This window comes from Pseudomonas kitaguniensis (assembly GCF_009296165.1).
GTDB classification, from domain to species: Bacteria; Pseudomonadota; Gammaproteobacteria; order Pseudomonadales; family Pseudomonadaceae; genus Aquipseudomonas; species Aquipseudomonas kitaguniensis.
Map to the genome: position 1 here is coordinate 1 of NZ_VUAZ01000129.1, position 19,212 is coordinate 19,212.

Annotated in this window: 21 protein-coding genes and 1 pseudogene; 6 read left to right on the forward strand and 16 right to left on the reverse strand. The window is 59.9% G+C overall.

The window, feature by feature from the left end; genetic code table 11:
- Positions 1 to 155 precede the first annotated feature (155 nt).
- The 3 genes and pseudogenes from F0169_RS20860 to F0169_RS20870 all read right to left on the reverse strand — a co-directional run bounded on the left by F0169_RS20860 (position 156) and on the right by F0169_RS20870 (position 1,628).
- On the reverse strand, positions 156 to 791 hold the full coding sequence (locus F0169_RS20860; protein WP_152747508.1) for an SCO family protein: 636 nt from the start codon (positions 789 to 791) through the stop codon (positions 156 to 158).
- Positions 788 to 955, reverse strand: a pseudogene (locus F0169_RS20865) (heme o synthase); the annotation flags it as partial. The gene F0169_RS20860 and the pseudogene F0169_RS20865, both read right to left, overlap by 4 nt.
- 121 nt (positions 956 to 1,076) lie before the next feature.
- Complete coding sequence (locus tag F0169_RS20870) at positions 1,077 to 1,628, reverse strand: cytochrome c oxidase assembly protein (RefSeq protein WP_152747509.1); 552 nt, start codon at positions 1,626 to 1,628, stop codon at positions 1,077 to 1,079.
- Positions 1,629 to 1,894: 266 nt separating this feature from the next.
- Between F0169_RS20870 and F0169_RS20875 the strand changes: the two genes are divergently transcribed.
- Positions 1,895 to 2,542 (forward strand): hypothetical protein, encoded by a 648-nt coding sequence (locus tag F0169_RS20875; RefSeq protein WP_152747510.1) that lies wholly within the window; start codon positions 1,895 to 1,897, stop codon positions 2,540 to 2,542.
- Positions 2,543 to 2,609: 67 nt separating this feature from the next.
- Here F0169_RS20875 and F0169_RS20880 read toward each other — a convergent pair whose 3' ends face one another.
- The 6 genes from F0169_RS20880 to F0169_RS20905 form a co-directional block, all read right to left on the reverse strand.
- Positions 2,610 to 4,157, reverse strand: coding sequence for a SulP family inorganic anion transporter (locus F0169_RS20880; protein WP_058414596.1), 1,548 nt, complete (start codon positions 4,155 to 4,157; stop codon positions 2,610 to 2,612).
- A gap of 85 nt (positions 4,158 to 4,242) precedes the next feature.
- Positions 4,243 to 4,974 carry a carbonic anhydrase gene (locus tag F0169_RS20885; RefSeq protein WP_058414595.1) on the reverse strand — a complete coding sequence of 244 codons (732 nt, stop codon included), beginning with the start codon at positions 4,972 to 4,974 and terminating at the stop codon, positions 4,243 to 4,245.
- Positions 4,975 to 5,203: 229 nt separating this feature from the next.
- A complete protein-coding gene (locus F0169_RS20890) occupies positions 5,204 to 6,262 on the reverse strand; it encodes a PA0069 family radical SAM protein (RefSeq protein WP_099236551.1) in 1,059 nt (352 codons plus the stop codon).
- Between the two features lie 81 nt (positions 6,263 to 6,343).
- Positions 6,344 to 7,642: a cytochrome c gene (locus F0169_RS20895; protein ID WP_152747511.1), complete on the reverse strand. Its 1,299-nt coding sequence runs from the start codon at positions 7,640 to 7,642 to the stop codon at positions 6,344 to 6,346.
- Positions 7,643 to 7,654: 12 nt separating this feature from the next.
- Positions 7,655 to 9,439, reverse strand: coding sequence for a GMC family oxidoreductase (locus tag F0169_RS20900; RefSeq protein ID WP_058414592.1), 1,785 nt, complete (start codon positions 9,437 to 9,439; stop codon positions 7,655 to 7,657).
- Positions 9,440 to 9,441: 2 nt separating this feature from the next.
- On the reverse strand, positions 9,442 to 10,194 hold the full coding sequence (locus tag F0169_RS20905) for a gluconate 2-dehydrogenase subunit 3 family protein (protein WP_058414591.1): 753 nt from the start codon (positions 10,192 to 10,194) through the stop codon (positions 9,442 to 9,444).
- Positions 10,195 to 10,464: 270 nt separating this feature from the next.
- On the opposite strand from F0169_RS20905, the gene F0169_RS20910 reads away from it, so the two are divergent.
- Positions 10,465 to 11,151, forward strand: a complete 687-nt coding sequence (locus F0169_RS20910; RefSeq protein ID WP_152747513.1) for a dual specificity protein phosphatase family protein — start codon at positions 10,465 to 10,467, stop codon at positions 11,149 to 11,151.
- Between the two features lie 6 nt (positions 11,152 to 11,157).
- On the opposite strand, the gene F0169_RS20915 is transcribed toward F0169_RS20910, so the two are convergent.
- Positions 11,158 to 11,430: a YheV family putative zinc ribbon protein gene (locus F0169_RS20915; RefSeq protein WP_058414589.1), complete on the reverse strand. Its 273-nt coding sequence runs from the start codon at positions 11,428 to 11,430 to the stop codon at positions 11,158 to 11,160.
- Entirely contained in the window at positions 11,427 to 13,478 is a 2,052-nt protein-coding gene (gene prlC / locus F0169_RS20920; protein ID WP_058414588.1) for an oligopeptidase A, read from the reverse strand. Before prlC ends, F0169_RS20915 begins: the two co-directional genes overlap by 4 nt.
- Positions 13,479 to 13,580: 102 nt before the next feature.
- Between prlC and F0169_RS20925 the strand changes: the two genes are divergently transcribed.
- Positions 13,581 to 14,123 carry a gamma carbonic anhydrase family protein gene (locus F0169_RS20925; protein WP_172979504.1) on the forward strand — a complete coding sequence of 181 codons (543 nt, stop codon included), beginning with the start codon at positions 13,581 to 13,583 and terminating at the stop codon, positions 14,121 to 14,123.
- Positions 14,120 to 14,779, forward strand: a complete 660-nt coding sequence (locus F0169_RS20930; protein ID WP_152747515.1) for an HAD family hydrolase — start codon at positions 14,120 to 14,122, stop codon at positions 14,777 to 14,779. The genes F0169_RS20925 and F0169_RS20930 overlap by 4 nt, the downstream gene beginning before the upstream one ends.
- A gap of 87 nt (positions 14,780 to 14,866) precedes the next feature.
- On the opposite strand, the gene F0169_RS20935 is transcribed toward F0169_RS20930, so the two are convergent.
- Complete coding sequence (locus F0169_RS20935; RefSeq protein WP_152747516.1) at positions 14,867 to 15,910, reverse strand: aminopeptidase; 1,044 nt, start codon at positions 15,908 to 15,910, stop codon at positions 14,867 to 14,869.
- A 142-nt stretch (positions 15,911 to 16,052) separates the two neighbouring features.
- Between F0169_RS20935 and F0169_RS20940 the strand changes: the two genes are divergently transcribed.
- The gene (locus F0169_RS20940) at positions 16,053 to 16,475 is read left to right on the forward strand and encodes a PA0061/PA0062 family lipoprotein (protein WP_058414584.1); all 423 of its coding nucleotides are present in this window, start codon (positions 16,053 to 16,055) and stop codon (positions 16,473 to 16,475) included.
- On the opposite strand, the gene F0169_RS20945 is transcribed toward F0169_RS20940, so the two are convergent.
- Positions 16,476 to 16,715 carry a DUF1161 domain-containing protein gene (locus F0169_RS20945; protein ID WP_056860983.1) on the reverse strand — a complete coding sequence of 80 codons (240 nt, stop codon included), beginning with the start codon at positions 16,713 to 16,715 and terminating at the stop codon, positions 16,476 to 16,478. It lies immediately after the preceding gene.
- A 222-nt stretch (positions 16,716 to 16,937) separates the two neighbouring features.
- Positions 16,938 to 17,369, reverse strand: a complete 432-nt coding sequence (locus tag F0169_RS20950) for an OsmC family protein (protein WP_058414582.1) — start codon at positions 17,367 to 17,369, stop codon at positions 16,938 to 16,940.
- A gap of 218 nt (positions 17,370 to 17,587) precedes the next feature.
- Between F0169_RS20950 and F0169_RS20955 the strand changes: the two genes are divergently transcribed.
- Entirely contained in the window at positions 17,588 to 18,589 is a 1,002-nt protein-coding gene (locus tag F0169_RS20955) for an LLM class flavin-dependent oxidoreductase (protein WP_152747517.1), read from the forward strand.
- A gap of 59 nt (positions 18,590 to 18,648) precedes the next feature.
- Here F0169_RS20955 and F0169_RS20960 read toward each other — a convergent pair whose 3' ends face one another.
- Both F0169_RS20960 and F0169_RS20965 read right to left on the reverse strand, forming a co-directional pair.
- Positions 18,649 to 18,876 (reverse strand): DUF1161 domain-containing protein, encoded by a 228-nt coding sequence (locus F0169_RS20960; RefSeq protein WP_058414580.1) that lies wholly within the window; start codon positions 18,874 to 18,876, stop codon positions 18,649 to 18,651.
- 113 nt (positions 18,877 to 18,989) lie between these two features.
- The gene (locus F0169_RS20965; RefSeq protein WP_058414579.1) at positions 18,990 to 19,205 is read right to left on the reverse strand and encodes a dodecin; all 216 of its coding nucleotides are present in this window, start codon (positions 19,203 to 19,205) and stop codon (positions 18,990 to 18,992) included.
- Between the last annotated feature and the right edge of the window lie 7 nt (positions 19,206 to 19,212).

The window sequence follows — 19,212 nt, forward strand, 5'->3', positions numbered from 1 at the left end:
CCGGACTACTGGAGATCAGTGGAGATTACTGGAGAATCAAAAATGTGGGAGGGGTCTGCTCCCGATAGCGGCAGGTCAGTCGATGCATAAGTCGACTGGTCCACCGCCATCGGGAGCAAGCCCCCTCCCACATTTGCCGATCAGTGCTTACGGGCTTACTGACGCTTCAGCAAAACCGGCAGTTGCAGCACCAGCTTCTGGTTGTTCAGCGGCGCTCGGATAAACCCGCGCTGCGTGCCGTCCGGGCCGATCAGCGCGAGGTTGCCGCTGTGGTCGACGGTGTAGTTAGGCTTGCTGGTATCCGCCGGAATAAACGGGATGCTCAGCGCATTCGAGACCTTCTGCACATCGCTGACGTTCGCGCCGGTCAGGCCTTGGAATTGCGGGTCGAAGTAGCCCAGGTATTGCTTGAGCTGAGCCGGCGTGTCGCGGTTCGGGTCGACGCTGACCAGGATCACTTGCAACTTATCCACAGCCTCTTTGGGCAACTCGCTCTTGATCTGGCGCAACTGGGCGAGGGTGGTCGGGCAGATGTCCGGGCAGAAGGTGTAGCCGAAGAACAGCAAGCTCCATTTGCCTTTCAATGCGTTGACCAGTACCGGCTGGCCATCCTGATTGGTCATGGTCACGGACGGCAATTGACGGCTTTGCGGCAGCAGTATGATGCCGGCGTCGATCAGCGCGGTCGGGTCGCCCTGGCTTTTGCCATTCAGCACTTTGTAGACGGTGAGGCCCATGATCAACGCGACGATGGCCACCAGAATAAACACGGTTTTTTGAGTTCGAGTCATAGGTTCAACAATAAGTAGTGATCGATGAGCAGGGCGATAAACAGCAGCAACAGATACCAGATTGAGTACTTGAAGGTGTTGATCGCCGCGTGCGGCTGAGCGCCACGGTACAGCACCCAGACCCATTGCAGGAACCGCCCGCCCAATACCAGCGCACACGCAAGCCGTACACGGTGACCAACAGGCCAAACGGGGCAACTATTGGCCATCCGCCTTGCACTGGTACGTAGTACGTATCATGAGTTGGAATGTATTAATTTTACTGATTCAGCCTGCAAGCCGTCGCTAGCCGCCGGTACGAGCTGGTGCGGGCGGTTGCCGCGCAGTCACATCGAACAACGTGTACGCCAAGGTCAAATGCTTCACTTCTTCAGGCATGTCGCGATCGACAATGAAGCGCACCGGCATCTCGATGCGCTGACCTGGCTGCAGCACTTGTTGGGTGAAGCAAAAGCACTCGGTCTTGTGGAAGTACACCGCCGCTTCGGCCGGGGAAATGCTCGGCACCGCCTGCGCCGTCATGGCCTTATCGGTGGGGTTGTAGGCCACGAACAGCATCTCGGTGACCGCGCCGGGGTTGACCACCACCTCATCAGCTTTGGAGTGGAACTCCCAGACCATGCCAACGGCATTGGTCGACATAAATTGCACGCGCACCTGGCGTGTGGCGTCCACCACCTGCTGGCCCTCGTACTGCCCGGCAGCAAAACCTTGGATGCCGAAGGCTTTGCACATCACGGCGTAGATCGGCAGCAGGGCGAAGCCGACGGCGAACATCGCCACTCCCAGGATCAGCAAGCGCGTCACTAGCCGTTTGATGGGTACGGAGTCAGCCATGACGGTCACCCATTGTTAGCTAATTGCGTAATAACCCGAGTATAGACAGCGCCTGAAACCCCGCAATGTGTGGGGTAAATCAGTTAAATATCGGCGTTGAGGCCATGTAAATCGGGCTGCGGAATCGTTTCTGCGGCGATCTATCGCAATTCGATATAACGCCCGCGTATAAGCATGAAATAATTATGACAAATGCATCTTGGGTGCTCGTTTAACCGAGCTACCTTATCCTCTCCACTCCCTACGCCTGCACCACTGGAGCCTTCATGAACACCGCCGCATTGCGCGAGCAGATTTCCCGTGCCCATCAACACGAAGCCAGCACGGGCCAGCTTGCGCGGCAACTGGAAAAACAATTGCCACACCTGCATGCGGCCATCTCCCTGGCTGACGGTGATCGCACCCAAGTCATGACCCGCTTTGTGACTGCCTATATCGAACTCGTACCGCAATTGCTCGAAGCTGCGAACGACGTGGCCCGCGAAGCCGGTATCGAGAGCCAGATCAAGCCTGTACTTCAAATCGCCGAGCATTTCTTCCTGCAACCGCCAGCGATATTGGCCGGCCATAAAGGCCTCGACGGCCTGCTGGACGAGGCTTACCTGGCCCATCGTTTGGTAGAAGAGGTTAATGACCTGTATATCAAGCATTTCGGCCAGCCGTTGATTCCGGCGGACACCACTGTGGCCAACTTGATTGCCCACCAATTGATCGGCGAGCAGTTTGCCAATCAGCTGGATGAAGCCGTGCACTTGGCGGTGGACGAGATGCTCAACGATGACAGCTTCGCGCTGGAGTCGGTCGAAGCCTATCGCGAGCAGTTGAAGAGCCCGCAAACCGAAGCGGCATGGAAGCGCTGGCCATGCCTGTCGCGGCAGTTGGGGGTTGAGCTGGCGCTGGATCAGCCAGCTTAAATCGCAAACCCAACACAAAAAAACAGGGGAGGAGCACAGCTCCTCCCCTGTTTTTATGCGTGTGTTGTCAGCGAATGGACGGTGCCGAACCAATCCCCACGGTCGTGCGCACACGCCCTTCCAGGCGACGCTTCAAGCCTCGCGCCTCAATCACCAGCTTCGAGCCCTTGGCCGAATTCGCCCGGCCCCATTCCTCCAGCAACTCCAGGCAGGAATGGTCGATGTAACTCAAGTTGTTCAGCGGCACATGCACCGTGGTGCCCGCCGGCACCGTCGACAATACTTGAGTCAGCGCCGGCACTTTCAGAAAGGTCGCCGCGCCCGTCAAGCGCAGCTCCATTTCGCCCTCTTGAGGCAGGTCGATCAGGCTGATCTTCAGTCGCGAAGCCTTGAAGGCCAGCTTCACCAGCGTCAGCGCGAAGCCCAACAGCACACCGGTCAGCAAGTCGGTAAACACAATGGCCAGTGCCGTGGCGGCGTAGGTAAACATCGGCATGCGGCCATAGCGGCCCAGCCCTCGAAACGCCTTGATGTCCACCAGCTTGATGCCGGTGTACACCAGCACACCCGCCAGGCTCGCCACCGGGATGCTTTGCAACACGCTCGACAGCAACAGCACGAAGCCCAGCAGCCACAGGCCATGGAACATCGCCGACAGTCGCGTGGTGGCACCGGCCTGCACGTTGGCCGAGCTGCGCACGATCACGCCGGTCATCGGCAGCGCACCCACCAGGCCGCAGAGCATGTTGCCCACGCCTTGGGCAGACAATTCCTTATCGAAGTCGGAGCGCTGACCGCTGTGCATACGGTCGACCGCCGCCGCCGACAGCAGCGTCTCGGCGCTGGCAATAAACGCCACGGCGAACGCGGCGATCAGCAGTTGCGGGTCCGCCAGGTTCAACAGGTCACTGGGGCGCAGCCAATCGATGGCATCGGCGAGGTTTTCCGGGACTTCCACGCGCTTGACCTGCAACGCCAGCACCAGGCTGGTAATCGTCGCCAAACCCACGCCCAACAAGGCGCCGGGCACGAAACGCAATTTTTGCGGGCGCAATTTATCCCACAGGTACATCACCAGCATCGTCGACAACCCGAGCAAACCCGCTTGCCAGCCAATGCCACCGCCGAGGCTCGGAATCGCTTCGGCCAGCGCGGCCGGGAAGCCCGCCAGGTTATCCAGCCCCGACGGTTTGGGCGCGCCGTCGAGCATTACATGCACCTGCGACAGCACAATCAACACGCCGATCCCCGCCAGCATGCCGTACACCACCGCCGGCGCGGTGACACGGAACCAGCAGCCCAGGCGCAAACGCCCCGCCACCAGTTGCAGGAACCCCGCCAGCAATAAGATTGGGCCAAGCATCATCATGCCGTGCTGGCGCACCAGCTCGAACACCAACACCGCCAAACCGGCGGCCGGGCCACTGACTTGCAGCGGCGAACCGGCCAGCCAGCCCACCACCAAACCGCCGATGATGCCGGTGATCAAACCCTTGGCCGGCGGCATACCGGAGGCAATGGCGATGCCCATGCACAGGGGCAGGGCGACCAGAAACACAACCACGGAGGCGAGCAGCTCCCGTGGCAGTACAGCTTTCAATTGAGCAGCACGCATGATGACTCTCCCGAGGCATTCGCCGGGCGCGGCAAAGCCTGGCTGCATCCATGGCAGCCGCCGCTTTACCCGGCAGGGAAGTGTGTTAGAAGCGCGCTTTAGGCGTCGCGGAAGGAATCGGCCCGTCGCCGCTTAGAGATCGGAACGCCGATTGATCCGCATCGTAAGCACGGATTTCGCTGGTTTCGATGTTGTAGATCCAACCGTGGATAAACAATTGGCCATTGGCCATGCGCGAAGCCACAGAAGGGTGGGTGCGCAAATGTTGCAGCTGGGCGATGACGTTTTCTTCGGTCAGCACCTTCATGCTCTCGCCTTCGTTGGCGCAGTCGCAGTTGTCCTCGACCATCGACTTGGCGACCTCGGCATGCCGCAGCCAGGCCCTTACCGTCGGCATCTTCTCAAGGCTGGCAGGGTTGAGTACCGCGCGCATGGCGCCGCAATCGGAGTGCCCGCAAACGATGATGTGCTGTACGCCCAAGGCGAGCACCGCGTACTCGATGGCCGTTGAAACACCGCCGTTCATCTGGCCATAAGGCGGCACCACGTTGCCCACGTTACGCGTCACGAACAGGTCGCCCGGGGAGCTTTGGGTGATCAGCTCGGGCACGATGCGCGAGTCGGCGCAGGTGATGAACATCGCCCGTGGGCTCTGGGCCGTGGCGAGTTTCTTGAAAAGCTCTTCCTGCTGGGGGAAGACGTCGTGATGAAAATGCAAAAAGCCGTCAACGATGTGCTTTAACGCTGCATCGGCGGATTCCGCCACCTGAGGGGCTGAAGCCGACGCAGCCAACGGCTGTTTATCCTTGTCACTCATGATTCATCCTCTTGATTAATGCAGGGGGGAGTGTTCAAAAAAGTTCGACGCCCGGCTAGTGGATTAGTTGTAAAACTTCCCACATTCAGGCGCCGACTCATCAGTCACTCGCAGAACAAGGTAACCGCCGAAACTTAACTCAAACTGAATGAACCGCTCTAGAATGGGCGTTTCAGTAATATCAAAACGCGACTATTCCTACACGGACGCTGCGTTCCTCGCCGCCAGTCTACAACAAAGCCAATTGCCTGCCCGGTGGGCAAAACGCCGCGCAATCCAGGTTAAAGCCTTCCCGCCGATTGAGCCCAAGGCGCTTGATTGCCTTGCTGAAGCGCTGCGCCAACAAATCCGCAAAAGGCCCCTCGCCACGCATGCGCACGCCGAAACGGCTGTCGTACACCTCACCACCGCGCACCTGGCGCACCAGGCTCATCACATGCGCCGCGCGCTGCGGGTAATGCGCTGCCAGCCACTCCTCAAACAGCGGCGCCACCTCCAACGGCAGGCGCAGCATCATGTACGCCGCACTTTGCGCACCGGCGGCGTGCGCTTCGGTCAGCAGGCTTTCCAGCTCACTGTCGTTGATCATCGGGATCATCGGCGAACACAGCACGCCCACCGGAATACCGGCCTCGCGCATTACCCGAATCGCCCGCAACCGCGCCTTGGGCGCCGCCGCGCGCGGCTCCAGGATGCGCTTGAGTTCATCATCCAGGCTGGTGAGGCTGATCATCACGCCCACCAGACGCTGGCGCGCCAACTCGGTGAGTAAATCAAGGTCGCGCAATATCAGCGAGCCCTTGGTGATGATGGTCACCGGGTGCCGGTAGCGCAGCAGCACTTCGAGGGTTTGCCGGGTGATCGTGTATTCGCGCTCGATGGGCTGGTAGGGGTCGGTATTGGCGCCAAGATTAATCGGTGCGCACACATAACCCGGCTTCGACAGTTGCTGTTCCAGCACCTCGGCCGCGTTGGTCTTGGCGATCAGTTTGGTCTCGAAATCCAGCCCCGGCGACATATCCCAATAGGCATGGCTGGGCCGCGCATAGCAGTAGATGCAGCCATGCTCGCAGCCGCGATAGGGGTTGATCGACCGATCAAACGGCAAATCCGGCGAGGTGTTGCGGGTGATGATGGTCTTGGCCGTTTCGATACGCACTTCAGTGCCTTGGGTCGGCGGCACTTCCTGATACCAGCCGTCGTCTTCGGCCACGCTGACGGTGGGCGCAAAACGGTTGTGCAGATTAGTCGCGGTGCCCCGGCCGCGGGGCGGCAGCGGAGTAGACATGAAAACGCCTCGATACTGTTTTTATAAACAGTATCGAGGCGCGAGGTGTCTGACCAGTGCCGTTTGGCGGTCAGTGCAGGCTCAGTGCTTTTGCGTCACTTGGCCAAGGTCATCACCCGAGGTGGTGCGCATATCACTCTTGCGCAGATCCGCCACGTCACTGGCTTTCACCGGCGCACCTTGATTGCCCCAACTGCCGCGAATGAAACTGACCACATCCGCCACTTCCTGGTCCGACAGCCGCCACGCAAAGGCCGGCATGGTGAAGGTTGACGGCGCGGTGTGGGTGGCCGGCAAGGTGCCGCCGTTCAACACAATGTTGATCAGCGAGGTCGCATCCGCCGTCTGCAACACCGGGTTGCCCGCCAGCGCCGGGAACACCCGCGTATAGCCGTGGCCGTCGGTGCGGTGGCACGCCGCGCAGTTGTCGATATACACCGACGCGCCGGGCTTGCTGTCATCGCCCTTCCACAAGGCCTCGGCGACCTGCTTGTCGTACTGGTGCGGCGTGTCTTTGGGATCAACCGCCGGCAGGCTCTTGAGGTAACGCGCGATTGCGGTCAGGTCGTCTTGCGACATGTACTGCATGCTGTGCACCACCACATCGCTCATGCCGCCGAACACCGCGCTGCGGTCGCTGCGACCGGTCTTGAGAAATTGCACCAGTTGCTCTTCGCTCCAACTGCCAAGGCCGTCTTTGTGGTCGCCGCGCAGGCTTTTTGCGATCCAGCCTTCGAGTGGCGCGCTGCCGGACAGGAACGCGTCGCCGTCCGTCGCGCTGAGGGCTTTTTCCTGCATGGTCAGTGCGCGCGGGGTGTGGCAGGCGCCGCAGTGGCCGAGGCCTTCCACCAGGTACGCACCACGGCTGATCACCGGGTCGGCGGCGGCCTGCACCGGCTGCGCTTCCACCGCCGGGGCAAACATCCAACGCCAGGCCGCCAACGGCCAACGCATGCTCAAGGGCCAGGGAATATCACTCGCCTTGTTCTCTTGGGCAACCGGCTCAACGCCTTTCATGAAGTACGCATACAACGCCTGCATGTCGCTGTCGCTGACGCGTGCGTAAGACGGGTAGGGCATCGCCGGGTAAAGCGTACTACCGCTTTTGGCGACGCCATGGCGCACGGCTTTGTCGAAGTCTTCGAAGCTGTAGTCGCCCAGGCCGGTCTTGTCCGGGGTGATGTTGGTGGAATAGATCACGCCAATCGGGGTTTCCATTGGCAGGCCGCCAGCAAACGGTTTGCCGCCCTTGGCGGTGTGGCAGGCCACGCAGTCACCGGCGCGGGCCAGGTATTCGCCCTGCTTGATCACGTCGGTGTCGGCGGCGCTTACCGAGCAACTGCTGAGCAACGCCATGGCAGCGATAACGAGTGTTTTCATGGTCATCGCTCCTTATGCCTGAACCAGTGGGCCGGGGTTTTTCAGGTACTGCTCGCGGATCGCGCGAGCCGACCAATAGGTCAACGCCGCCACCAGGCCCGTAGGGTTGTAACCCAAGCCTTGTGGGAAGGCGGACGCGCCAGGCACAAACACGTTGTGTACATCCCAGCACTGCAGGTAGCGGTTCAACGCGCTGGTTTTCGGGTCGGTGCCCATGATCGCGCCACCGTTGAGGTGGGTGGTCTGGTAGGACGCGGTGTTGAAGTGTTCACCCACCTGCTTGCCGAGCAGGGCGATGGCCTTGGGGTTCATCGCTTCGGCGACCTTGCTCAGCTTGTCGACCATGAAGCGGTTCATCTTGATGTCGTTTTCCTGCCAGTCGAACGTCATCCGCAGCAACGGCATGCCGTAGGCATCACGATAAACCGGGTCCAGATCCAGGTAGTTGCCGCGGTAGGACTGATGCGCACCGTGCGCGTCCATCGACACCTGGTGGGTGTAGTAATCGGCGGTCGCGCGTTTCCAGGCACTGCCCCACGCCGGCGTGCCCGGCGGGTTGGAGGTACCGGCAATCGGCCGGCTGCCCGCCTGGTTGACCCACATCGGCGAACCGCCGACAAAGCCGTGCGGCCCGTGGTCGAAGTTATCCGCATTGAAGTCATCGATAGCCACGCCATTGCCGCCGGCACCGATGAAGTTGTTGGTGTGGGTGTCTTTGTCGAAGAAGGCCTTGATGGTGGCCATGTTCTGGTAGGCGAAGTTCTTGCCCACCACGCCTTCGCCGCTGATCGGGTCGTAAGGCTTGCCAATGCCCGACAGCAGCATGAGGCGCACATTGTTGAACTGGAAAGAACCGAGAATCACCAAGTCAGCCGGCTGCTCGCATTCGCGGCCTTGGGCATCCACGTACGTCACGCCGGTAGCTTTGCTTTTGGTGCTGTCGAGGTTGACCTTGAGCACATGGGAGTTGGGCCGCAGCTCAAAATTCGGCACCTGACGCAGCGCCGGCAAGATGTTCACGTTCGGCGAGGCTTTGGAGTACATGTAGCACACATAACCGCTGCAAAAACCGCAGAAGTTGCACGGGCCCATCTGCGCGCCGTAGGGGTTGGTGTACGGCCCCGAGGTATTTGCCGATGGCAGGTTGTAGGGCTTGTAACCGACTTCGGTAGCGGCTTTCTGAAACAACTGTGCAGAGACGGTGTTTTTCTGCGCTTGCAGCGGAAATGGGTTGGAGCGATCCGGCGCGTACGGGTTGCCGCCACGGCCCTCGCCAACGAGCTGGCCTTTGACGGTCCAGGCCTGGCCGGAGGTGCCGAAGACTTTTTCTGCGTAGTCGAAAAACGGCTCCAGCTCCTCATAGCTCACGCCGAAGTCCTGGATGGTCATGTCTTTGGGAATGAAATTTTTGCCGTAGCGCTCTTCGTAGTGGCTACGCATGCGCAGCTCGATAGGGTCGACGCGAAAATGCACGCCCGACCAGTGCAGGCCTGCGCCGCCTACGCCGTTGCCCGGCAGGAAAGCGCCCAACTGGCGGTTGGGCATGGCGATGTCATTCACACTGTGGCGAATGGTCACCGTCTCTTTGGAAATGTCCTGGAAGAGTTTTTTACGCACGCTGTAGGTCAGTTCGTCGATGACCTGTGGGTAGTTGCCGTCTGGGTAAGTGTCCTGCATCGGGCCGCGCTCCAGCGCTACCACGTTGAGGCCAGCTTCTGTCAGCTCCTTGGCCATGATCGCGCCGGTCCAGCCGAAGCCCACGATCACCGCGTCGACTTTTTTCATGATGGTTGCCACGTTTATGCCCTCTCGCCGCGAATGGAAACAGCCGGAAAGGGGTATTGCTCGTTGCGTTCAACCCAGTCCATGAAATCGGCGCGGGCGCCGGGGAAGCCGATCATGGTCCAGCCGACCATGCCTTTGTTGCCGCCATGAATCGGGTCGCAGAAGAAGCCTTCCTTGGTGTTTTGCAGCAGCAAGTTGAAAAACATCTTCGGTGGCACCGCCGCAAAATGCGCGCTCACTTCGCTGCCGCCAGCTTCCAGACGCCGCAGCATGTCTTCCTGGGTAGCGCTGTCTTGCGCAGCAAAAGCTTTACCGTTGAACGCTTTCGACCATAAGTCCGTGGCGGCAATGCCCAGTCGATAAATCTCTTTGGGCACCAGTTTGCTCTGCCAGCCCATCTCCGGCGGCGCATCGGCGTTGAACGGGCCTTGCATGAACCACAGGGCACCGCTGGCGTACGGCGTGTTCATCTGGCGGTCGATGTATTCCGGCGCGCCCGCTTCCAGGGCGCCAGGGCCTTGGGCGTCAGCCGGGATCAAACGGGCAACGGCGGCATTGATAAACGCCCACTCTTCGGCGGTGAAGTAGCTCGGCTCGTAGGCGTTGTCGCTGACGGCTGGCTTGGCGGTGGCAGCTTGGGCCGGGGCTGGCGTGGCCATCATCAGCGAGCCGCCAAGGCCGGTGCTGGCAACCGTGACCACCGGGATCAAGGTCAAGGATTTGCGCAAAAAGTCGCGCCGGGGGTTGTCTTGATCTTGATCAGACATGGGTGCACCTCATCATGTGGTCACGGGTTTATCAGCCGCTTCTGGGAGCAGCGTGAAGGCTTGCCTGGAAATGGGATCCAAAGGGATAGAACACACCGGCAATCAATAGTTACAAATGATAGCAGGCTAAGGATTTGAAGAATCGATTCAGTCGCAAAAACACCGACGCCAGGTTATTCACGATTCTTTGACGAGCCCCTCACGCGCCGTTGACCGGCGGTAGGCGAAGCTGTCGCCTATCAACCACTTCCCTATTCGGTCACAACGCGCATGTTCTCGATTCGATTGCTGCCTGCCCTCGGCGTGGCACTCATGACGCTGTTCACCACCGCTGCCACACACGCCGATGACGCCGGCTCACTGCGCTCCCCTGAATGGGCCCAGCCGGTGGGCAACCAGTTCAACCTGCACCAGATGACGCCCACGCTGTATCGAAGCGCGCTGCCCAACAGCAGCGCGGTGCCGGTATTGGAAAACCTGAAGATCGCGACGGTGATTAACTTTTTGCCCGAATCGGACAGCGACTGGCTGAAATCCTCGGACATAAAACAGGTGCAGCTGATTTATCGCACCAATCACGTCGACGATTCCGACGTGCTCGCGGCGCTCAGAGCCATCCAGGACGCACAAGCCAATGGCGCGGTGTTGATGCACTGCAAGCACGGCTCCGACCGCACCGGGCTGATCGCCGCCATGTACCGCGTGGTGGTTCAAGGCTGGAGCAAGGAAGACGCGTTGAACGAGATGACCCTGGGCGGCTTTGGCAGCAGCAATGGCTTCAAGGACGGCGTTCGCTACATGATGAAAGCCGATACCGACAAGCTACGCACGGCCTTGGCGAATGGCGATTGCAGCACCAGCGCGTTCGCGCTGTGCTCGATGAACAGTTGGCTCAACACGGCGAGCAGCCGCCGCGTTGAGCCAAAGCAAGACACTGAAGTGGTACTTACACCCTGAACGGTGTCAGTCTTTTTTCAGCTTGGGGTTGGGAAAAAACTGCACGGCTTGCACTTTTGGGTCCGGCGCTTTCAACGCCGAGGTATTGACCCGCGTGCCCAATTCCTTGGGCACCGACAAACCCTGATCATTCAGCGTGTCGGTATACCCGCAGGCCACGCATTCGCGGTGCGGCACGCTGTCCTCCGTCCACATTTTCAGCTTGTCCGGCTCGCTGCACGCCGGGCAAACCGCCCCGGCGATAAATTGCTTTTTGCTGATCACAGGCCCTTCGCTCATGCTGCCGCGTCCTCACTGAGGCCGCTGTGGCGCAAGAGTGCGTCAATCGACGGCGCACGGCCGCGGAAGTCGACGAACAACACCATCGGCGCCTGGGAGCCGCCGCGCGCCAGGATCGCCTCACGGAATGCGCGACCGGTTTCGGCGTTCAGCACGCCGTCTTCTTCAAACTTCGAGAAGGCATCCGCCGACAGCACTTCGGCCCACTTGTAGCTGTAGTAGCCCGCCGCATAACCGCCCGCGAAGATGTGCGCGAAGCTGTTGGGGAAACGGTTGTAGGCCGGTGGGCGCATCACCGAGACTTCATTGCGCACGCCTTCAAGCACCTGCGCCACGCTGCGGCCATCGCCGTGGGTAGCGTGCAGTTCAAAGTCGAACAGCGAGAATTCCAACTGGCGCACCATCATCAGGCCGGACTGGAAGTTCTTCGCCGCGAGCATTTTTTGCAGCAGGTCTTGCGGCAGCGGCTCGCCGGTTTCGTAGTGGCCGGAGATCAACGCCAGGCCTTCCGGCTCCCAGCACCAGTTCTCCATGAACTGGCTCGGCAGTTCCACCGCATCCCACGCCACGCCGTTGATACCGGAAACACCGGCGTGGTCAACGCGGGTCAGCAGGTGGTGCAGGCCGTGGCCGAATTCGTGGAACAGCGTGGTCACTTCATCGTGGGTCAGCAGCGCAGGCTTGCCACTGTCGGCCGGGGTGAAGTTACACACCAGGTTCGCCACCGGGCTTTGCAGCACGCCGTCGACGGTGCGGCGACGGTCGCGGGCGCCATCCATCCAGGCACCGCCACGCTTGTTGGCGCGGGCGTAAAGGTCGAAGAAGAAGCGGCCGACATGCTGGCCGTTTTCCTTGATTTCAAACAGGCGAACATCCGGGTGCCAGGTGTCGAAGCCTTTTTGCTCGGCGATTTCGATGCCGTACAGGCGCTGCACGATGGCGAACAGCCCGCCCAGCACTTTGTCGATCGGGAAGTAGGCGCGCAGGGCTTCCTGAGACACGCTGTAACGTTGTTCACGCAGCTTTTCGCCGTAGAAACCGCTGTCCCAGCTTTGCAGGTCGGCGCAGCCTTGTTCGGCGGCGTAAGCCTTGAGCTGTTGCAGGTCTTGAGCGGCAAACGGCTTGCTGCGCTTGGCCAGGTCGCGCAGGAAGCTCAACACCTGGTCACTCGACTCGGCCATTTTAGTGGCCAGGCTCAGCTCGGAGAACGAGGCGTAGCCCAAGAGTTTGGCCAGCTCCTGACGCAGGTCGAGGATTTGCTCCATCACCGGGCCGTTATCGTTTTGGCCGGCATTCGGGCCTTGGTCCGACGCACGCGTGCAGTAGGCCGCGTAGAGTTCTTCACGCAGGGCACGGTCTTGGGCGTAGGTCATCACCGCGAAGTAGCTCGGGAATTCCAGCGTGATCAGCCAACCGTCGAGGCCTTTGGCCTGGGCGGCGGCAGCCATCTGCGCCTTGGCCGAATCGGTCAGGCCGGCGAGGGTGGTTTCATCGGTGACGTGTTTGGTCCAGGCTTGGGTGGCGTCGAGCAATTGGTTGGAAAATTTGCTGCCCAACTCCGAAAGCTTGCTTTGCACTTCGGCGTAGCGTTTTTGCTGCTCAGGCGGCAAATCGATACCCGACAGGCGGAAATCGCGCAACGAATGTTCCAAGATGGTTTTTTGCGCCACGTCAAAACCCGCAGCTTCCGGGCTGTTGGCCAAGGCTTCGAAGGCCTGGAACAGCGCACGGTTCTGGCCCATCTCGGTGGAGTAGGCGCTCAACGCAGGCAAGCAGCTTTCGTACGCTTCACGCAGCTCCGCGCTGTTACACACGGCGTTCAGGTGACTGACCGGGCTCCAGGCGGCGCCGAGGCGGTCATTGAGCTCGTCCATGGCGAGGATCAGCCCGGCCCAGGTCGGGTTTTTACCCTGGCTTTGCAGGATGCCTTCGATGGCGACGCGGTTGTCGGCCAAAATCTGTTCGATGGCCGGTTGCACGTGCTCGGCACGGATCGCCGAGAACGGCGGCAGGTCGTAGGACTGCAGAAGCGGGTTGTTCGCGCTCACGGTGGGCACCTTGGCTGAAGAAACATGTAAGAACAAAGATGGGGCCATCTTAATTACAATCAATGCCCACCGCAGCTATCAACAACAGAGAGAGAAGCTATCGTGACCCTTCGCACTTATCAAAACCACACGCCAGCCTTGGGCGCCGGGGCTTTTGTCGATATTTCGGCGGTGGTGATCGGCGATGTCGAAATCGGCACCGACAGCTCGGTGTGGCCGTTGACCGTGATTCGGGGCGACATGCACCGCATCCGCATCGGTGCGCGCACCAGCGTGCAAGACGGCTGCGTGCTGCACATCACCCACGCCGGGCCATTCAACCCGGATGGCTTTCCGTTGCTGATCGGCGATGACGTGACCATCGCGCACAAGGTGATGCTGCACGGCTGCCGCGTCGGCAATCGCATTTTGATCGGCATGGGCAGCATCGTGATGGACGGCGTCGTGGTCGAAGACGACGTGATCATTGGCGCGGGCAGCCTGGTGCCGCCGGGCAAGACACTCGAAAGCGGCTTTTTGTACGTTGGCAGCCCGGTTAAACAAATCCGCGCACTCACTGACAAAGAACGCGCGTTTTTCACCTACAGCGCCGCGAACTACGTGAAGCTCAAAGACCTGCACCTGGCTGAGGGGTTCGACCAATGAGCTTGCCCTATCAAACCGTGCTGTTTGACCTGGACGGCACGCTGACCGACCCGCGTGAAGGCATCACCCGTTCGATCCAGTACGCCCTCGGCAAGCTCGGCATTGACGAACCGGACCTGACCAAGCTGGAACACTTCATCGGCCCGCCGTTGCTGCAAGCGTTCATGCAGTTTTACGGCTTCGACGAGGCCAAGGCGTGGCAGGCGGTGAATTTCTACCGTGAGCGTTTCAAGGTCACCGGGCTGTATGAAAACCACGTGTTCGAGGGCGTGATGCCGTTGCTCGAAGCGCTCAACGGCCAAGGCCGTCAGTTGTACGTGGCCACCTCCAAGCCGTGGGTGTTTGCCCGCGAGATCGCCCGGCATTTCGATTTTGCCAAGCACTTCAAGGTGATCTACGGCAGCGAACTGGACGGCACACACACCAACAAAGTCGAGTTGCTTGCACACTTGATCAGCGAGGAGGGCCTGGACCCGGCCACCACGTTGATGATTGGTGACCGCAAGCACGACCTGATCGGCGCGCACAGCAACGGGCTGGCTTCGGCAGCGGTCGGGTATGGGTTTGGCAGCTTTGAAGAGCTGAGCGCCGAGGCACCGACCTGGCACTTTGAGACGCTGGATGAGATGCATCAGGCGTTTTTGCAGCGCGGCTGATGCCGCTATCGCAAGGCAAGCCAGCGCCCACATTTTGATCTGTGTGCACCGATTCAATGTGGGAGCTGGCTTGCCTGCGATAAGGCCCTAACGGCTAGCACCCTCCAACTGCCTCAACGCCGCCTTACGCTGCTCCACCGGCAACCCACCCAGCTTCTCCACCGCCGCAAAGAACCTCACCCAATCGCCACCTTCCTGCCGAAACAACGCGGCAAACGCCGGCACCCATTGGTCATACAGCCCGAACGGCAGCAACCGCGCATTGTTCATCGGCTGGTTAACCCACACGTCATAACGCTTGTCGCCGCCCCATTGGCTATCGCGCACCTGGCGGTACTCACTGCGCAACCGCTCAAACTCTGCGGCTTTGGCTCGCCGCATCGCATCAACCGCCAACGGCTGCGCGTACAACCTTTCAAGGCGTTTACGCGTGTCGAGTACCAGCCGGATGAATTGATCACGCTGCTGCAACGCGGCATTGCTGATCGGCGCCAGGCCTCGCGCCGCACGCCATTGGCGGGTGCCTTCCTGCTCGACAAAATTGGCATACGACTCGTTGAACTCGGTGTCGTCCTTCACGTAAAAACGCTGGTGCGCCAGCTCATGAAAGATCAGCGTGGCCAAGCGCTCATCGCCCCAGCTCATCATCGAACTCATGATCGGGTCGTTGAACCAACCCAGCGTGGAATAAGCCTCGACGCCGCCAATCGAGACGTCCATACCGCGTTGCTGCAACAACGCCGCTTCGCCGCGCGCTGCGCCCTGGTTGTAATAACCGCGATAAGCCACGCAGCCGGCAATCGGGAAGCAATGGGTGTCGGGCGACAGGGAAAATTCCTGCGTGGCAAACACATTCCAGACCACGTAAGGCCGGCCAATGTCTGCGTATAACCGGTAACTCTGGTTATCCGGCAAGTGCAGGTGCTGGCTGGCGAACGTGCGCGCCTTCTGCGCTTGCACCAAGTGCTCACGCAGCGCCTGTGGGCGAGAAGGGTCAGCAATAACCTCGGAAACCGGCTCCCGCGCCCGCAACAATTGCCACTGGCCACCGGCCAACTGGCTGTAGTAACTGACGCTGGAACAGCCGCTGAGCAGCAGCACCATCAACCCTGGAAGAAAACGCCTGACCATGCCCCGACCACTCTTGGGTTATTTGCTCGCCAGACTAGCCTGCCAGCGGGGAGTTTTTCCATTGCACGGCATGTTTATACTCATACGGAGCCTGCCGCCCTCGGCGCCGGGTTCAATTCTTTCCAACCGTTGAGTGCCCATCATGCGCCAGCTCGTGCTTCCCATCACCGCCGCGTTTCTCAGCGCCTGTGCGTTGACCCCGATACCGCCGGTCGATCCACACCAGGCTTGGGTCGATTTCACCACACCGACGCCGGGCGCCAAACTGGTGATGGCCCAGCGCCTGGACGGCAAGAACCTCGACGATGGGCGTTTTTTTCAGGTGCCGCCCGGCAGCCACGAGTTGATGGTGCGCTTTGATTTCGAGGTCAACACGGGTGGGGGCTTGGGCGGGCTGGACCAGACGCGCGACCAAACCTGCTTTATCACCCTGCACTACGACAATTTCCAGGCCGGCCAGCGCTATGTGCTGGAAGGGCGCTCGCTGGCCTTCACGCCGAACATTCGGCTGTATGACTCAGCACGTCAGTTGCTGGCGCAAGAGCGCAGCGTCAACTGCCTGTGATCAGTCGCTGTTTTTCTGATAAATGATGCGCTTGGTGCCGTTTTCGCAAGAACCAACAATCATCGCGCTGTCATGGTTCTTGGCTTCTTCGGCAGTAATGATTTCCAGGGTGTAAGACGGGATCGCCTTGGCCTGGATATTCACTTCAATCTCTTTCCTGAGCTCTTCACAATCTTTTGGAGCGGCCACGGCCGAAGTGGCCAATACACCGCAGATGATCGCCAAGGCAAAACGTTTCATTTTTGAAGCTCCCTGAATGCATTGCGCACGGGTGTGCGTCTAAGGCTGCATAGGCTATAGGACCACATCCGGGAAACACGAGTTCTGATTTAACGCAGAACTAAATGCAGAAGGGGGCTTGCTCCCGATTGCGGCAGGCCAGCCACTGCTTGGCTGCCTGGTACACCGCTATCGGGAGCAAGCCCCCTCCCACTTTGGACCTGCTGTGTTTCTCAGAGCGCGTTAGCTAACCAGCGTGGCATCCAGGCTGATTTTAGCATTCAGCAGCTTGGACACCGGGCAGCCTTCTTTGGCCTTTTTGCTCAGTTCATCGAACTGCGCCTGGCTCGCGCCCGGGATCTTGGCCTTAAGGATCAAATGCACCGCGGTGATGGCAAAACCGCCGTCAACCTGGTCAAGCGTCACTTCAGCGTGTGTGTCGATGCTGTCAGCCTTGAGGCCGGCGTCGCCCAGGATCATCGAGAACGCCATCGAGAAACAACCCGCGTGGGCCGCGCCAATCAGCTCTTCAGGGTTGGTGCCTTTGCCGCCTTCAAAACGTGCCTTGAAGCCGTAAGGCGCGTCGCGCAGTACGCCGGTTTCGGTGGAAATCGAACCCAGACCTGTCTTCAGATCACCTTCCCAATGCGCGGATGCTTTTTTAACGATACTCATAGCTTTCTCCTCGAACGGTGGTTTTGCTTCAGTAAGGGTTCTGAGGATAGAAGCGCTGGCAAAGTTCATCTTGTCGGAGAAACCTAGCAATTCAGTAGGAAATTTCCCAAGTTGCTATTGAATCTCGGGTATATGCCCTCATTTCATAAAGCATGCACATGAAGCGGCAGGTTTTGGTTCGACTTAAAAGCCTGCGCCCCCATTGGAGAAGCAGGCTTATGAAATCGCTGTCCGACGTGAAGTACTCGACCCTCGACCTGGTGCCCGTGCGGGCCAACGGCAGTCCGGCAGAGTCACTGCACAATTCCCTCGACCTCGCCCAGCACGTCGAAAAGATGGGCTACAACCGTTTCTGGGTCGCCGAACACCACAACATGGACGGCATCGCCAGCTCGGCCACCTCGGTGTTGCTGGGCTACCTGGCCGGCGGCACCTCGACTATCCGCGTCGGCTCCGGTGGCGTGATGTTGCCCAACCATGCGCCCTTGGTGATCGCTGAACAATTCGGCACGCTGGAAAGCTTGTACCCCGGCCGTATCGACTTGGGCCTGGGCCGCGCGCCCGGTTCTGATCAGATGACCGCCCGCGCCCTGCGCCGTGAGCGCTCGGGCAGCGCGGATGACTTCCCGGACGACGTGGCTGAGCTGATGACCTACCTGGGGCCGCGCACGCCAGACCAACGGGTGATCGCTGTGCCAGGCACCGGCACCAACGTGCCGGTGTGGCTGCTGGGCTCAAGCCTGTTCAGCGCGCAATTGGCCGGTGAACGCGGTTTGCCCTACGCCTTCGCCTCGCATTTCGCACCCCGCATGATGCATGAGGCGGTTCGCGTGTACCGCAACCACTTCAAGCCTTCAGCCGTGCTCGACAAACCCTACGTGATGCTCGGTGTTCCGCTGGTAGCCGCCGACACCGACGAGCAGGCCGAGTACTTGGCCACCTCGGTGTACCAGCGCATTCTCGCGTTGATGCGCGGGCAAAGCCTGGTACAGCGCCCACCGGTGAAAAGCATGGACGGCCTGTGGTTGCCGCATGAAAAAGAAGCGGTCGGCAGTTTCCTCGGACTGGCCATGGTGGGCAGCCCGGCAAAAATCCGCGCGAAGCTGGAAGTGTTGGTCGAGCAAACCGGCGCCGATGAGCTGATCTTTACCTGCGACCTGTACGAACACGCCGATCGGATTCATTCCTACGAGCTGCTCGCGCAAGTGATGAAGGGCTAAACCTCAGGCTAAAAAAAACCGACGCACTCGCGTCGGTTTTTCATGTCTGCAACACGGGATTAACCGCGCTTGTAGACGATTTCCTTGGTGCCACCTTCGCAGCTGCCAATAACTTTGGCATCGGCGCCTGCAGTGCCTTTGTCCACAGCATCCAGCGAATAGTGCTGAACGCCTTTGGCATCAAGCTTTGCCGCGAGTTCGCTTTTCAGCTCTTCGCATGGCTTGCCCGCCGCCAGGGCTGTACCGGCAATGCTCAACAGACCGACTGCTAACAGAAACTTCTTCATCCGTTACTTCCTTACGCTGATCGAATAGAACGCGCCGACGCTAGCGCATCGGCCCCCCAACGTTGTAGCGCAGGTTATGGCAATCGGCCAGTCAGCAAGTTCAACTCGCAGGATCAACTGCTGGCAATTCGGAACCCTACCTTCAGCGTGACCTGATAATGCGCGACCTTGCCGTTCTCGATATGCCCACGGGTTTCAGTCACTTCAAACCATTCCAGGTGCTTGAGGCTTTTGTTGGCTTCAGCCACGGCATTGTTGATGGCGTCTTCGATGCTGGTGGTGGACGAGCCTACCAGCTCGACTTTCTTGTAGGTGTGATGATCAGACATGGCATTT